This window comes from Bernardetia sp. ABR2-2B (genome assembly GCF_037126435.1).
Lineage (GTDB): Bacteria > Bacteroidota > Bacteroidia > Cytophagales > Bernardetiaceae > Bernardetia.
In genome coordinates, this window is sequence record NZ_CP147020.1 from 4,974,503 (window position 1) to 4,989,866 (window position 15,364).

General features: G+C 32.0%; 16 protein-coding genes. 8 read left to right on the forward strand and 8 right to left on the reverse strand.

Annotation, left to right across the window (positions count from 1 at the left end; genetic code table 11):
- Positions 1–17: 17 nt before the first annotated feature.
- From WAF17_RS20850 to WAF17_RS20875, 6 genes are all read left to right on the forward strand, one after another.
- Complete coding sequence (locus WAF17_RS20850) at positions 18–992, forward strand: DUF4846 domain-containing protein (protein ID WP_338764009.1); 975 nt, start codon at positions 18–20, stop codon at positions 990–992.
- Positions 993–1,112: 120 nt separating this feature from the next.
- A complete protein-coding gene (locus WAF17_RS20855; RefSeq protein WP_338764011.1) occupies positions 1,113–2,234 on the forward strand; it encodes an FIST N-terminal domain-containing protein in 1,122 nt (373 codons plus the stop codon).
- 67 nt (positions 2,235–2,301) lie between these two features.
- Positions 2,302–3,432 carry a SpoIIE family protein phosphatase gene (locus WAF17_RS20860; protein WP_338764013.1) on the forward strand — a complete coding sequence of 377 codons (1,131 nt, stop codon included), beginning with the start codon at positions 2,302–2,304 and terminating at the stop codon, positions 3,430–3,432.
- Between the two features lie 200 nt (positions 3,433–3,632).
- Positions 3,633–4,568 (forward strand): DMT family transporter, encoded by a 936-nt coding sequence (locus WAF17_RS20865; protein WP_338764014.1) that lies wholly within the window; start codon positions 3,633–3,635, stop codon positions 4,566–4,568.
- A gap of 69 nt (positions 4,569–4,637) precedes the next feature.
- A complete protein-coding gene (locus WAF17_RS20870; RefSeq protein WP_338764016.1) occupies positions 4,638–6,062 on the forward strand; it encodes an ATP-binding protein in 1,425 nt (474 codons plus the stop codon).
- 98 nt (positions 6,063–6,160) lie between these two features.
- On the forward strand, positions 6,161–6,565 hold the full coding sequence (locus tag WAF17_RS20875; RefSeq protein WP_338764018.1) for a phosphoribosylpyrophosphate synthetase: 405 nt from the start codon (positions 6,161–6,163) through the stop codon (positions 6,563–6,565).
- A gap of 72 nt (positions 6,566–6,637) precedes the next feature.
- On the opposite strand, the gene WAF17_RS20880 is transcribed toward WAF17_RS20875, so the two are convergent.
- On the reverse strand, positions 6,638–7,381 hold the full coding sequence (locus tag WAF17_RS20880; protein ID WP_338764020.1) for a DUF4349 domain-containing protein: 744 nt from the start codon (positions 7,379–7,381) through the stop codon (positions 6,638–6,640).
- Between the two features lie 225 nt (positions 7,382–7,606).
- Here WAF17_RS20880 and WAF17_RS20885 point away from each other — a divergent pair, with 225 nt between their 5' ends.
- Positions 7,607–8,926, forward strand: a complete 1,320-nt coding sequence (locus WAF17_RS20885) for an ABC transporter permease (RefSeq protein ID WP_338764022.1) — start codon at positions 7,607–7,609, stop codon at positions 8,924–8,926.
- A 46-nt stretch (positions 8,927–8,972) separates the two neighbouring features.
- On the opposite strand, the gene WAF17_RS20890 is transcribed toward WAF17_RS20885, so the two are convergent.
- The gene (locus tag WAF17_RS20890; RefSeq protein ID WP_338764024.1) at positions 8,973–9,323 is read right to left on the reverse strand and encodes a hypothetical protein; all 351 of its coding nucleotides are present in this window, start codon (positions 9,321–9,323) and stop codon (positions 8,973–8,975) included.
- A gap of 5 nt (positions 9,324–9,328) precedes the next feature.
- Between WAF17_RS20890 and WAF17_RS20895 the strand changes: the two genes are divergently transcribed.
- The gene (locus WAF17_RS20895; protein ID WP_338764027.1) at positions 9,329–9,850 is read left to right on the forward strand and encodes a hypothetical protein; all 522 of its coding nucleotides are present in this window, start codon (positions 9,329–9,331) and stop codon (positions 9,848–9,850) included.
- A gap of 123 nt (positions 9,851–9,973) precedes the next feature.
- Here WAF17_RS20895 and WAF17_RS20900 read toward each other — a convergent pair whose 3' ends face one another.
- The 6 genes from WAF17_RS20900 to WAF17_RS20925 all read right to left on the reverse strand — a co-directional run bounded on the left by WAF17_RS20900 (position 9,974) and on the right by WAF17_RS20925 (position 15,300).
- Positions 9,974–10,930 (reverse strand): electron transfer flavoprotein subunit alpha/FixB family protein, encoded by a 957-nt coding sequence (locus WAF17_RS20900; protein WP_338764029.1) that lies wholly within the window; start codon positions 10,928–10,930, stop codon positions 9,974–9,976.
- 132 nt (positions 10,931–11,062) lie between these two features.
- Positions 11,063–11,794 carry an electron transfer flavoprotein subunit beta/FixA family protein gene (locus tag WAF17_RS20905; protein ID WP_338764032.1) on the reverse strand — a complete coding sequence of 244 codons (732 nt, stop codon included), beginning with the start codon at positions 11,792–11,794 and terminating at the stop codon, positions 11,063–11,065.
- Positions 11,795–11,997: 203 nt separating this feature from the next.
- Positions 11,998–12,597: a hypothetical protein gene (locus WAF17_RS20910; RefSeq protein WP_338764035.1), complete on the reverse strand. Its 600-nt coding sequence runs from the start codon at positions 12,595–12,597 to the stop codon at positions 11,998–12,000.
- Positions 12,598–12,799: 202 nt separating this feature from the next.
- Complete coding sequence (locus tag WAF17_RS20915) at positions 12,800–13,303, reverse strand: hypothetical protein (RefSeq protein WP_338764038.1); 504 nt, start codon at positions 13,301–13,303, stop codon at positions 12,800–12,802.
- 289 nt (positions 13,304–13,592) lie between these two features.
- On the reverse strand, positions 13,593–14,498 hold the full coding sequence (locus WAF17_RS20920; RefSeq protein ID WP_338764041.1) for an SPOR domain-containing protein: 906 nt from the start codon (positions 14,496–14,498) through the stop codon (positions 13,593–13,595).
- A 223-nt stretch (positions 14,499–14,721) separates the two neighbouring features.
- Positions 14,722–15,300 (reverse strand): hypothetical protein, encoded by a 579-nt coding sequence (locus tag WAF17_RS20925; protein ID WP_338764043.1) that lies wholly within the window; start codon positions 15,298–15,300, stop codon positions 14,722–14,724.
- Between the last annotated feature and the right edge of the window lie 64 nt (positions 15,301–15,364).

Here is a 15,364-nt window from a genome sequence, read left to right on the forward strand (position 1 = left end):
ATAATACTATTAAACTTATGAACACTAAAAACACACTTTTATTCTTACTTTTTTTTACTGCCTTCGGAGCTGCTTCTTGTAGTTTTGATTCTAAAAAAGTAAAAAAAGGTTATTCTACTGAAATTGAAAACAAGACTACGGATACAATTAAAGATACTTTGGTTGATGAAAAGCTAAATTCTAACTCTTCTAATCAAGTCCAAACGCAAGTCCAAAATCAAGCTCAAATAACGGAAAAAATAGACGAAATCTATCAAGTTCCGTTGCCTCAAAATTACACTAGAGAAACTGTTTCTTCAACTTCTTTTGCTTATTATCTTCGTCATCTTTCACTAAAACCAAAAGACACACCAGTAAAACTGTATAATGGAGAACTCAAAAATTATCAACAAGTTCATTATAGAGTGTTAGATGTTTCTGTTGGAAAGCGAGATTTGCAACAATGTGCCGATGCCGTGATGCGCCTTCGTGCTGAATATTTATTCAAAACGAATCAAAAAGAAAAAATTGCATTTAATTATACAAGTGGAGATGCAGCTATTTATCAAAAGTGGGCTAAAGGCTATCGTCCTTCTATAAAAGGAAATAAAGTGAGCTGGAGCTTGAAAGCTAAGGCAGATACAAGTTATACCAATTTTTTGAAGTATATGGATAATGTTTTTATGTATGCAGGTTCGGCTTCTTTGAGTAAAGAATTAAAACCTAAAAACATAGAAAATATTGAAATAGGAGATGTTTTTATACAAGGAGGTTTCCCTGGTCATGCTGTTTTGGTAGTAGATGTAGCAATAAATTCTAAGACAAATAAAAAACTGTTTTTAGTAGCCCAAAGTTATATGCCCGCACAGGATATTCATATTTTGAAAAATTTCACTACTACGACTAATAATGAGAATATAAGTCCGTGGTATGAAGTTCCGACAGATATATCAGATAAAATAGAGACTCCTCAATGGACATTTGAGCAAACGGACTTAATGAGTTTTGACTAAAAGAAGTACAATAATTACCTTGATTTATTTTAAATTTATTTTTTGAATTGTTTTTGCAAAAAGCTATCTTAGTAATTCTTATTTCTCAATAACACCATCACAAACTCTAATCTTTTTTCTATGCAAGCAAAAAACTTTAACGCTGATTCATTTTCCTCTTTAGAAAATCAACTTCAAAAACACACAGCAGCAGATTTTAATCCTACATTAGCTTTTGTTTTTGCTTCAGTTGCTCACGATATTGATGCTATTTCAAGTCTTTTTGATAAATATGATATTCAGCTTGTGGGTTGTACTACTTCTGGCGAGTTTGTAAATGATGAGGTAAGTGATGAAGCAATAGCTATTTTGCTTTTGGATATGAAAAAAGAAAACTTTTCGGTGCATATATCTGAGGAAGAAGATACGGTTTTAGCTGCCAAAAATGCAACAACAGAAGTAATAGAAAAATTTGAAAACCCTGCACTTATTGTTTTTTCAGGTGGACTTGCAACTAATGGCGACGACATCATAAAAGGAGTGAATAAGATAGGAAACTATCCTCTTTTTGGTGGGTTAGCTGGAGATGATTTCAAAATGCAAGCTTCCTATGTTTTTACAAATAATAAAAAATCAGATAAGGCTCTTTTATTCTTAGCAGTTGATAAAGAAAACGTAGATATTACAGGACTAGCTACAAGTGGTTGGAAAGCTGTCGGAACTCCAAAAATTGCTACAAAAGCAGAAGGGAATATTCTTTATACGATTGATAACGAACCTGCTTTAGATGTTTTCTTAAAGTATTTTGATATTCCTGCACCTGCCGACCGTCGTAAAGATATTGTGGCAGAAGTAGGAATGAAATATCCTTTACAGCTTCAAAGAGATGGATATACTACGCTTCGTGCGCCACTTATGGCAAATGATGATGGTGCACTTATTTTGGCTGGGGAAGTTCCAGAAGGAGCTTCAATGTTTTTTTCTATGCCACCTGACTTTGATGTAATTGACCAATCAGTTGAAGATTTGGGTTCTTTGAAAGATAATTTTCCAGAAGCTGATGCAATGGTTTTGGTCTCTTGTATTGCTCGTCATTTAGCACTAGGGCCAATGATAGAAGGAGAATTAGAAGGGCTTCAAAAACTTTGGAATGCGCCACTTATTGGTTTCTTTTCTTATGGAGAGATTGGAACTTTAAACGGAACAACTGTTTGTGACTTGCATAATGAAACTGTTTCTTTGATTCTTCTGAAAGAAAAATAAATTAAAATTTTTATAAACTATCTGTTACTAATTTATACTTTACGATTGATTATTAATTTTTTTAGATTTGAATTTAGCTAAATATCTTGAAGCATTTAAAGCTCATGTTCCTGAAAGTTCGCTATCAGAAGAGCAAGGCAAAGAACTGTCTCAACTTATAAAAAAAGTAGAGAGAGAGATTAAAATGGCTAATTTTAAGTACGAAAGAACAGCAAAAGAAAAAAAATCATTAGAAAAGCTTTTAGAACAAACCATCAAAGAATTAGAAACTAAAAACGAAAATTTAGCTGAAACAAATGCTCAACTCTCTTCAATGGAAGAAGAGCTGAGGCAAAACTCAGAAGAGCTACTGATTTTAAACGAAAGACTAGAAGAACGAGTTGAAAAAGCTGTTTCTAATATAGAAAACCAAAAAGAGCTTTTAGAAGTCAAGAATAAGCATATTTTGGATAGCATTAATTATGCAAAAAGAATTCAGAGAGCAATGCTATTATCTGAAAAAGAAGTAGCATCAATTTTCCCAAACAGTTTTATCTTTTTTTCTCCAAAAGACATAGTTTCAGGTGATTTTTACTGGCTTGCTAAAGTAGAAGAATATCGTTTTGTGGCTGTAATTGATTGTACTGGGCACGGAGTTCCAGGAGCTTTTATGAGTCTGATTCTTAATGATGGACTTAATGAAATCGTCAAGCTAAGAAAAATAGTAGAACCTGCAAAAGTTTTGGAGGAACTAAATATTTATGTAATTAGTGCGCTAAGGCAAAAGGGAAGCGCAAATCGTGACGGTGCAGATATGTCATTGTGTGTCATCGATGATAAACAAAATACACTTACGTTTGCAGGAGCTAGACAAAATTTAGTTTTTTGTAGAGATAATGAACTGATAGAAGTAAAAGCAAATCGTAAATCTATTGGTGGGTATATCAAGAACAAAGATACGCAGAAGTTTGTCTCACACGTCATAAATTTAGATTCTTATAAAGATTATTATTTTTATCTTTCTTCTGATGGTTTTGCTGACCAATTTGGAGGACAAAGTGGGGGTAAGTTATTACGTCAGAACTTTAAAAAGAAGCTTCAAGAAATCTGTAAAAAAGAATGTAATAGACAGTATAAAGAACTCAAAAAGCACTTTCAAGATTGGAAAGGAAAACAAGAACAAATTGATGATGTTTTGGTAATTGGCTTCAAACCATAAAATTGAATTGTAATATAAGAGAAACTAGCCTTTGTTGATATTTTAGCGCAGTGACATCAAGAAATACATAAAAATCTTTGCTATCAAAACACTTCAAAAAATAACTTTTTATAAGAACAACTCCTTTTTATAAAAACTACCTTTGTCATTCGTTCAAAGTGAATAATTTCTTCTGTAAAAAAGGTAATTTTACTCTTCTTATGAAAAGCTCTACTTCTACTCAAAATCCTCTGTTTTTATCTTGGTTCTTACTGATACTACTTGCTCTTATTTGGGGAAGTTCTTTTATTTTGATGAAAAGAGGTTTGCTTGTTTTTTCTCCTTTAGAAATTGGTGCGCTTCGTATTTCATCTGCTTTTATTGCCTTATTGCCTTTTGCTGTTTTCCACGCAAGAAAAATCCCTAAATCGAAATGGAAATATTTACTTATTTCTGGGCTTTTGGGAAACGCAATTCCTGCTGTTCTTTTTCCTCTTGCACAAACTCGTCTTTTGAGTTCGGTTACAGGAGTTTTGAATGGGCTTACCCCTCTTTTTACAGTTATGGTAGGTGCGCTTTTCTTTAGTCAGAAATTAAAATACAAACAACTTATAGGTCTCGGAATTGCTTTTTTGGGAGCAGGACTTTTGAGTATTGCCAAAAAAGGAGGAGGTTTTGGAGACATAAATAGTTATGTTTTGCTTGTTGTTTTGGCTTCTTTGTTTTACGGAATTAGTTTGAATGTTATCAAGAGTAAACTCTCCGAAGTTGCTTCTTTTCCAATTGCTTCGTGTGCTTTTCTTACGGTGGGTATTCCTTCTATTTTGTTTCTTCTTTTTGGAACTCCTTTTCTATCTCATTTTCAAGATGCACAAGAAATAACAACGCAAACAACACTAGTTTCTCCTATCTATTTAGTTTGGAAGTCATTTTTTTATATCGTTATTCTAGGAGTTATCGGAACGGCAATCGCTCTTATTATTTTTAATAAAGTAATTCAACTCAACGATGCTGTTTTTGCCAGTACAGTAACTTATTTTATTCCAATTGTAGCTATATTTTGGGGAGTAATTGATGACGAACCACTCCAAGTAGAACATTTTATTGGAATGGCAATGATTATTTTTGGTGTTTTTGTGGCGAATAGGTGGAAATAAATTTTTCTACAATAAATTCTCAAAAAATCACTAAATTAGTAGCACCTCAATTATAAACACAAGCTTCTTATGACCAACCTAGAATACCTAAAACAAAATCCTTATTTTCAAGAAGTACCTGAAAGTCAATTAGAATGGCTTTTGGAAGAAGCAGAATGTCAAGACTTGGAAGAAGGAGAGTTTTTGTTTCAGCCTAATCAAGAAATAACATGTATGTATATTGTTTTGTGTGGTAGGATTCGTCTTTATATTTCTCAAAAAGGACAAATGCGACAACTTGCCATCTATGAGCCTCACGAAATTACAGGACAGCTCCCTTACTCTCGTATGACAAAGTCGTCAGGGTATGGGATTGCACTAGAACCTACTAAGTTACTATGTTTTGATAAGTCAAAATTTCAAACATTGATAAAGGAAAATTATGAGCTTACAGAAGCTCTCGTCAGAAGAATGACAACCCGAGTAAGAGAGTTTACCAAAAATCAGCAGATGACTGAAAAAATGGTTTCGCTTGGCAAACTTTCAGCAGGACTTGCTCACGAACTCAATAACCCAGCTTCAGCAGTTGTCAGAAGTGCAGAATCTCTCCAAAAACATCTTCAAAATACACCAGAACAGTTTAAAGATGTAATTTCTATCAAAGTAACTCCAAAGCAAGTAGATGAGATTAATGATTTTTTGTTTGAAAAGATGAACAATCATCAAAACAGAGATAAAAATACCTCTAAAAAGACAAAGAAGTCTATTCTTCAAAAAAGTAATTTGGAAGATGAGCTTTTAGATTATATGGAAGATAGAGAAGTAAGAGATGCCTTTGACCTTGCACCTACTTTTGTAGAATATGATTTTGAAATTAAGGACTTGGAAAAAGTAGAGAAAATTGTGTCAGAAGTACATTTAAGTCCTGTTTTGAATTGGATTTGTAATAATCTGATTACTGAAAAAACGATTCAAGAAATAAAAGATGCCTCTGAAAGAATTGGTCATTTGGTTCAATCTATCAAGTCTTATACACATATGGACAAAGGAACAGATGCCACACAAGTTTCGATAGTAGAAGGAATAGAAAATACTTTGACTTTGCTTAATCATAAAATAAAAGTCAAAAAAATAGATGTAGAATTAGATTTTGAAGATAATCTACCAAAGATACAAGGACAGGCAGGAGAAATCAATCAAGTTTGGACAAATATTATAGATAATGCGCTTGATGTACTACCAGAAAATGGAGAAGGAAAACTAAAGATTGAAAGTAAAAATGACCATGATTTTATTCTGACAAAAATCATAGATAATGGGGGAGGAATCCCTAAAGAAATAATAAATAATATTTTTGACCCATTTTTTACTACAAAAGAAGTTGGAAAAGGAACTGGTTTAGGATTGGATATTACACACCGAATTATCCAACAGCATAAAGGAAGCATAAAAGTAAACTCTGAGAATGGACAAACTATTTTTGAGATTTGTATTCCAATAAAACAGCAGTCTTAGACCAAAATCAGTTTTATCCAAAACAAAAACTCTCAAAATTCACTTTAGTAGATAAGAAATTACCATTTTTTAAACTTTAATTTTTAAATACTATTACTATGGACAATAAAAAGGAAACTCAAAAGCAACAACAGAAAGAAGACAGGATTGTATTAGAAGAGTTGCAACATAACAACACCAATTCTGACCCAAATTCTCCCATGCATACACTTGATACATTGAGCGAAACAATGAATGCGCTTAAAAACAAAGGATATTCTACAGATTTTAATCTCAAAAAAGATTGCTTGGTGTGTCAGAAGGAAGGAAAAGAAATCCATGTCTATCCTTCCGAATTTGAAATTGAAGATACATTTCGTTTTGAGGGAGAAACGAATCCTTCTGATGCCTCTATTTTATATGCCATCAAATCTGAAAAACATAATTTAAAAGGCGTTTTGGTAAATGCCTATGGTGTTTATGCCAATGATATGGCTGGAGAAATGGCAAAGAAATTTAAGTAATTTCAATCAGATTTAATCATTAAAGGGAGTTTATTTTCATTCAAAATAAATTCCCTTTTTTTATAAATGAGTTTAATTTCTGACAAAAAACCATTTTACAGTTTTATATAAACCTACCCCAACATAGCCCAAAACACCTAATTTTGCTTTTTCTTTAATAGAGATTGTAATTGTTGCAAACTCTTCTAAATTATCTAGCTTATTGATTTGTCCTTTCAAAAGGTCTATATCTTGCGTAATTCTTGCCAGTTCTCGTTCTACCAATATAGCCTCCTCTACATTTCTTGCCATTTTCAAAAGTTCAATATAACGTTTTCTAGTTTCCAAGGCATTATCCAGTCGTATTTGAGCATCCCAGTATTGTTCTGTTACGTCATTTCCATAAATGTTTTTACGTGTAACCTTTCCTAGTTGCTCAATTTCTTCCACAACTGTTTCAAAATATTCACTCTTAATTCTTATAGTTGTTTCAGTCGTACTCAACCTTCCTATATATCCATCGTATTTTTCTGTGATACTCTCTAATTGTGGATTTATACTGTCTGGTAGTGTAGAAACAAGAGTTAGGTTGGCTGAATAGATTATTTTTCGTTTTTCTTTAGGTGTCTTTGGGTTTTTGGGGTCTTTAGGGTTTTTTTGAATTTTGTCTAACTCAACTTTTTCTAAACCTGCATGACTTATTTGTCCTGTTTGTCCCATCGTCGCATGAACCATTTTTGAGTGAGAGCTACAAGAACTAAACAAAATAAAGTTTATGAAAAGGATAAAAACGAGTGAGTTTTTTCTGATTAAGCATAATGAATTTCTAAAAATCATAATAAAATTTTTTGATGAAGATAAATTGATTAATTTTTTATTTCATGATGCTTGAATTATTCTTTTTGCATAAATTTTATCTAATTTATTTTACCATTTTTTACAACCAATAACTTGGAGGAATTCTCTTAACCTTTGCTCTTTTACTGACAATAGCTTACCTTTGAAAGTATATTGGGCGAAAACATGCATACTCTATTTTCTAAAATCAACTGTAAAAAAATAATGAATAAGATAAAAATAATTATAGAAAGAGAATATTTGACGAGAGTGCGTAAAAAGTCATTTATTGTTATGTCGCTTTTAGCACCTTTTTTAGTAATTGCTTTGATGGTTATTCCTGCGTGGCTTACTTCTTTAGATACAGGACAAACAGTAGTTCAAGTAGTTGATGAAGGAAACTTATTAGGTGGAATTTCAGAAATTGATAATGTAAAATTGATTTATCCTATTCAAAATAACCTTCAAGAAGCAAAAGAAAACCTGAAAGAAAAATCTAAGAGTTTTGATGCTTTATTATTGATTCCTAGAGGAATAACAGCTGATAACACAGATGGTGTTTTGCTTTTGGCTGACAAAAATATTCCTATTCAGTTAGAAAAAAAGATTGAAAGGCAAATCGCCAAAAAATTAGAAGAAAAAAAATTAGTACAACTAGGAATGAATCCAGTTTTGATAAAAGAAGCTAAGACAAAAGTAAAACTGACCGTTACCCCTCTCTATTCAGCAGAAACTCGTACCGATTCGACAGTTGCTAGTATTGTTGCCTATTTGAGTGCTGTGATGATTTATTTCTTCATTTTCTTATATGGAGCGCAAGTTATGCGTGGTGTAATGGAAGAAAAAACAAACCGAATTGTAGAAGTAATCATTTCTTCTGTAAAGCCTTTTGAGCTTATGTTAGGCAAAATTATCGGTGTTGCTTTTGTAGCTTTCACACAGTTTTTGATTTGGATTGTGCTTGGTTTAGTTCTGTTTATTGTCGTCTCTTCTGTTTTCTCCTTAGAAAATAATATGACTCAAGAAGAGGCACAAGCTATTATTGCACAATCTGGAGGAATGGCAGGACAACTAGAAACTAATTTAGCTGTTCAAAATATCTTAGAAACTGTCCAAACGCTTAATTTTCCTCTTATTATTAGTGCATTCGGATTTTATTTTATAATGGGTTATTTGGTGTATGGTGCGCTTTATGGGGCTGTCGGTTCGATTGTAGATAATCAAACAGACACGCAACAATTTATGCTTCCTATCACAATTCCACTCATTACTGCTATCGGAATTATTGGTTTAGTTGTTAATGATCCAGACGGAACAGTTGCTTTTTGGGCTTCGATGTTTCCTCTCACTTCGCCTATTATTATGATGGTTAGGATTCCATTTGAGCCACCTCTTTGGGAAGTTTTTTTATCAATGACTATTTTATTTCTGACTTTTTTAGGAATAACTTGGCTTGTAGGACGAATTTATAGAATAGGAATTTTGATGTATGGAAAAAAACCAACGTACAGAGAAGTTTCGAAATGGCTTTTTTATAAGGCATAGATTTTTGGGAAATGGGAATGAGGAAATGGAGATTGGGGAATAAAAATTACTCTTTTACCTCATGTTTTTCCAAAATAAAATCTATTACTTTAATCATCATTTCAAAAAAGTATGGAGAGGGAATTCTGTTATTTTTCTCTTCGCTTTCTATTATATAGTCTCGGTGTAAACCTCTTTTTTGATGACTGATTTGTAGTTGGCACAAATCTTTACAAACAACTTTATTGGTTTGCTTTATATATGAATTCGCTAGTTTATTAAATTTATCTAACTCATCATACATAAAATCATGATTACTTTCTGTAAAAATCTGATTATCAAACTTAAAAGCAATCTTTCTTAATTCTTCTAGTTTGCTTCTTTCTATTTTTGGCTTAAATATTTTTTTGAAAAACATGACGTATGGATAAAGATAACAAATTTGATTTTTCTGAAATAGTTTATCAAAGTAATGAGTATGGACTTATCACAACAAAAAAGATATACATTCCTGCTATTAATTTTGAAACAGAAATTTGGATTAATAAAGAACGCAAGAATCAAGTTAATTTTAGTCAAAAACAAAAACTATCCTTTGAAAAGTTTTTGAGGATAAGCAAAAAAGAAATGTCTTTAATGCAAAAAGAACTAGAGAAATATGCTCAAGAATTGATTCAAGAAAATAAAATTACTAAAAAGAGCCTCAAATCTAAAAAAGCATTTGATTTGGAATATAGAGCTATAATAGTTCCTCAACAATCAAAAACACCTAAAAATTATATTCTAGTTTTGGCAGATACCAAATGGAAAATAAAGAGAAGTGAATATGTATTAGAAGTTGAGATACTGTTTGAAAATAATGAATTTAGTTTTTTACAAGAATATGCAGGGCTTTGGACAAGACTAGAGTGGAATGATGAGTATAATATAAAAGAAAACGTGTAATTATACTAATTTGAAGCCAGTATTTTGGAGAAAGAATAGAGCATATGAACATAATAGCATGAAAAAAACGCTTTACATTTTATAATGCAAAGCGTTTTGGTGTTTTTTTATAACTTTTTAGAGTTAAACTCCAGCTTTTTCTAAAGCAGCTTGTAATTTAGGAACTACATCAAAAGCATCTCCAACAATACCATAATCAGCCGATTTGAAGAAAGGAGCTTCTCCATCTTTATTGATTACAACAATAGTTTTAGAAGAATTTACACCTGCTAAGTGCTGAATTGCTCCCGAAATACCTACTGCGATATACAATGAAGGAGCAACTTTAATTCCTGTCTGACCAACATGTTCGTGGTGAGGTCTCCAATCCATATCTGAAACTGGTTTCGAACAAGCTGTTGCTGCGCCTAAAGTTTTAGCTAACTCATCAATCATTCCCCAGTTTTCAGGACCTTTCAAGCCACGACCAGCAGAAACAACTAAATCAGCTTCTGGCAATAAAATATCGCCTTCTTGTTTTTTTACATCTGTTACTTTTACAGCAAAATCTTTAGCTCCATATTCTGGACTAAATGCTTCTACAGTAGCCGAGCCACCAGCAGAATCATCAACTGCAAGTGCATTTTTGGCAATTGTAAGCACTTTATTTTCGCCTTCTAATTTCGTATCAGCAAATGCTTTTCCAGTAAAAACACCTCTGCGAACTACAAATCCTGCATCTGTTTGAGGAAGTGCAATCACATTTGATGCAACTGTTGCTTTCATTTTTACGCCTACTCGTGGTGCTGCTGCATCAACGGTAGAAGAGCGAGACATCACTACTACATTAGCTCCTGCTTTTTGCGCTGCACCTGCAATCGCACTAGCAATCGCACCCACAGGACGAGTAGAAAGATTATCATCACTTACTTGCAAAACAGTTTTGACACCATACTTTCCAAGGTCTTCTAAGTTTTCGGCTTTATCTGTAACTAAAGCAGTTACATCACCTGCATTCATTTTGGCAGCATACGTAAGAGCCTCTAAAGAAGACTTTTTTACTGCATTGTTATCTGCTTCTATATATACTAAAACTGACATAGTTTTATTTGTTTTATGTTTTTGATACTATTTTTTTGTGTCGTTCGTGAGGACACGAGCAACGGTAGAACCGAATAAATGGTGGAAACTATCATTTGTATTCTCCAATTCCTAATTCCCATGTTCTCATTCCTAAATAACTTTTGCGTCTTCTTTCAATAGACGTACAAGCTCGTCCATATTATCAGCATCAATCATTTTTACATTTCCACGAGAAGGAGGAAGTTCAAAATTTACAACTTCTGTTGGTGCTGATTGTGTAGTAGGTTCAATTACTTCTAAAGGCTTCTTACGTGCCATCATGATACCACGCATATTAGGGATTTTCCATTCTGCAATTGGCTCTTGACAACCTGCTACAAATGGCATTTCGCATTCTACATATTCTTTTCCACCTTCAATTTCACGACCCATTTTAGCTGTCGTTCCATTTACTTCTAAAGTCATACAAGGAACTATACAAGGCATATCCAACATTTCGGCAACCATTCCGTGTACCTGTCCACCATTATAATCACTAGCTTCACGCCCCATCAAAATCATATCAAAGTTTTTGTCTTTTGCATAAGCTGCAATCTGTTCAGCTACAAAGTAAGCGTCTTTTGGATGTGCATTGATACGAACAGCATCATCTGCACCGATAGCTAACGCTTTACGGATAGTAGGTTCTGTATCTGCTTCTCCTACATTAAGAACCGTCAATTTTCCACCACTTGCGTCTTTTAATTCGACGGCACGAGCAAGTGCATAATCATCATAAGGACCAATAATAAACTGGACACCATTTTTATCTAATTCTGTACCAGCAAATTTAATTTTTGTGGTTGTGTCAGGTACATGACAAATGCAAACTAATATATTCATATAAAGAGATTGGTAAAAACGAGTTAAAAAATGAATAATTCCTTTTTCTTACTTTCTTAAATCTAATTAACTAGATTTTAATTCTTAAAAAGAAATGATTAACAAAATTGTTTGGAATGTGTGTGAATCTAACTGCGAATATACGGCATGTTATTTAAAAGCGCAATTTTGTACTGCATTGTCATCAGAAAATACATATTTGCTCAATTTTTTGATGCAAATTGATTCAATAAGTCATTATCTATCAGTTCTATAATTTCTCTAGCTGTTTGTACGTCAGGGCTTCCTTCTCTCAAAACATTTTTCAAACTATCTGTTGCTTTTTCGTTATATTCTCTTCCACAAGGAGTTTCTAGGTTTGCGCCATTTTTAATGAGTAAATCCAGACAAGCAATAAAGTCTTCATTTATTTCCATTGGAAAATCAATTCTCTTTTGTTCGTACTTAGAATAAATTGCGTAAAAAAGAGGTGTTTGTTTGATTTTATAAGGATATGTTTTTGGATTTTTATAAGTGAATTTTTTCTCCACTTCTGCCCCGTTTTCTAATAAGAATGTTACCATATCTACATCTCCTATCTTTGTAGAATAAGCTAAAAACGGATAAGGACAACCATAATCTACTGATATAGAACCATCCAAAATTTTTGCTTTTATAATCTCTATATCTCCACTTGTATATTCATTACAGGTAGATTCTCTCTGATAAGTGGTGATTCCCAAATAACTAATCGTTCCAACAATGCCTATAAATATAGAGGCAATGATACTGATAGCTAGAATAGTTGTTATCTTTTCGCTCATTATTTCTTTAAAATTTCAAGTTTATGGTTCTTTATGAATTCGATTGCAATTTTCATTTTTGATGGGTCTGTACTGCAAGTCTGACCTATCAAAAATAAGTATTTCTAATTCGAATAGCTTATTTTGTCCAAGTCAGACCGTCGGTACAGACTTGAACAAAATACAAGTTAAGGGTTGCAACTAAAATCATATAGAACCAAATTTATTCTAAAATATCTAACAAATCATTAGGGATTTTATCATCATTGCGTTCGTTATACCAAGAAATAGACTGAATGAGCCAGTTTCCTTTTGCACAAATAAGTTGAATGCTATTTATTCCTTTTGTAGTAGGTTCTCCATTTAATTCAACCTTATTAGTAAAGATACTAAAGCGTTGTGCTATTTTTCCAAAAATTTGAGTTCGGTGTGAAACCTCTTGTGTAAAGAGCTGAGGAATATCATTTTGTTCTATCTGACGTTGTAAAACCTGTGCAAACGTACGAACATCTAAAAACATAGGCGCATCAAGGTTTGCATTAATAAACTGTGCGCTACTTGTAAAGCAATCATGAAAATTTGACCAGTTTGGTGCTGTCCCTTCTGAAAAAGACATGCTTTTGTACAATAACTCTATTCGTTTCTGAATGGCTTCTTCTTTACTTTTATGTAATAACGAAAAATCAGTAGTTGGTTCTTTATCAGACTTTTGTCCAAGTTCTTTCATAGTCTAAATTTTATTTTATCTCTTTTGAAAAATACTCTTATTGAGGTGGAGTAAGAGAATAGATGTAAATTTAAGATAAAATTTACTTTGTTGTTTGATTTTCAACGTTAATTACTGTTTTTTTTATAAAAAATAAAATCCTACTGAATAAATGATTCAATAGGATTTTAGAATTGAAGCTGTTTAAGAATAGGTTTTATACGTGTATTTGTTGGTGTCGCTACGCTAAAATATCAACAAAGGCTAGAAATAGGATTTTTAAAATGCTTAAATTTTATTTCCTTAAATACTATCTCTTATTTGGGTTTTCACTCTCAACGGGTGTTTCTATGTTTTCTAACAAATATTTATCTTTATTCTCTTCTGTAATTGGGTCAAAGTCTTCTAAGCTTACCAAAATACCACGTAATCCCATTTTTTCTTTTAAGTTTTTGTTATAAACTTCGGCATGTTCATAACTATAAAAAGGTCCTAGAAGTAATCTATATAACATTTTACCATCTATTTCTACGAAGGTTACTAGAATATTGTCGTGCCAATGTACTTCTAATTCAGAAACATTGTTTACTAAGTTCTGATAGTTTTCGAAAACACCTAGCTGAATTCCGATGGTCTTTTCCTCAACTCCATAAGGACGAATACTAAAATGGTAAACTTCTTGAATTTCTCCTTCTGTCTGTAATTTTAATGATAATTCTGGGTTGGCAGCCTTTGCAAAAGCAGAAGCTCTATCATCTGGAGAGCCTGTTTTGCTTTCGTGCAATTTCAAACGAGCAATCATTTGTTTGGGACTAAGGTATGATGTAATTCTATCAACAAGTTTACCTTGAGGCGTAAAAATCAAAATTTGAGGGAAGCTTTTTACCTCGTACTTTTTTACGACATAATCAGCATATAACGAAGGAGCTTGTAGCTTTTGAGCTAAATAACGCTTTTTTACGTACGTCTGAACATACTGATTAGCAAAAGTAACTGAATCGAATTTGTTGTTTTTTGCATGAACAAACACAAAATAAGGTGTATTTTTCTTCTTTCCTTCCTCTTGTAACTGGTCAAAAGAACCTGCAAAAAAAATCATTTTATTTACTGAAATTTGAGCAAAAGTAGGAGATAAACTAAGCAAGAAGCCTATAATAAAGAGTAATCCTGCTTTTTTATAAAGGAAATTGAATTTTAATGAATTGAAATGAGACATAAAAAATGAATTAGAGATGAAAAAATTTCTTTATTTTAATTAGGTAAGCAGACTTGTAGGAATGCTAGTAAATTAAGAATAAAGATAGGAATAATTTGTTTTGAGATAAAAAATATTCAAAAACTATTTTTCTATAAAACGGCAAAAGAATGAAAAGTGTTTTAAGAATAAGATAAACCTCAAGGAATTTTTTGTGTGGTTATATTACTATTTTTTATTCTGTTTACGGATAATCATCAATAATGAGTTGTTTTACATTTGATAGTCTGCCTTTATAATGATAAACAGATATAGACATTCCCTCTCTTAATTTATAATAAGGAGCATAAGTACCTTTTCTGTCACTCAGATATATTTCTTTTTCTTTTCCATTTTCATACCTTATTACACAATAGTAAGATTTTGTCTTCTGTTTCCCCGAACTTATAGAAAAATGTTTATTTATTAATTTTGCTTTCTCTACTTTAGTATATTGAATATTATATAGACTAATTATATTGAGAATGTTAATTATAAAGAAAAGATAAGCCATAATAAGCATTAAAGAAAAGAAAAACACTTTTATACCGTCAGTTTTCTTTAGATTGTAATTTCTTAAATAATACAGAGAAAACACGAAATGAATTAATATACTAATTCCAATAATATAATTATACATATCACCATTTTTGTCTATATAAAACCCTACATTATTCAGTTGATTTGGATGCACATACTCAGGTAAATGAAATGCAATTATTCCATATGCAAGAGTTAGAACTATCACTATTGCTAATCTTATGTAACCTTTCGTTATTGTCATATCATAAATATTTATACTCAATAGAAAACCTTATTTATTTTTTCTGCAAATCAAATAAATAAAA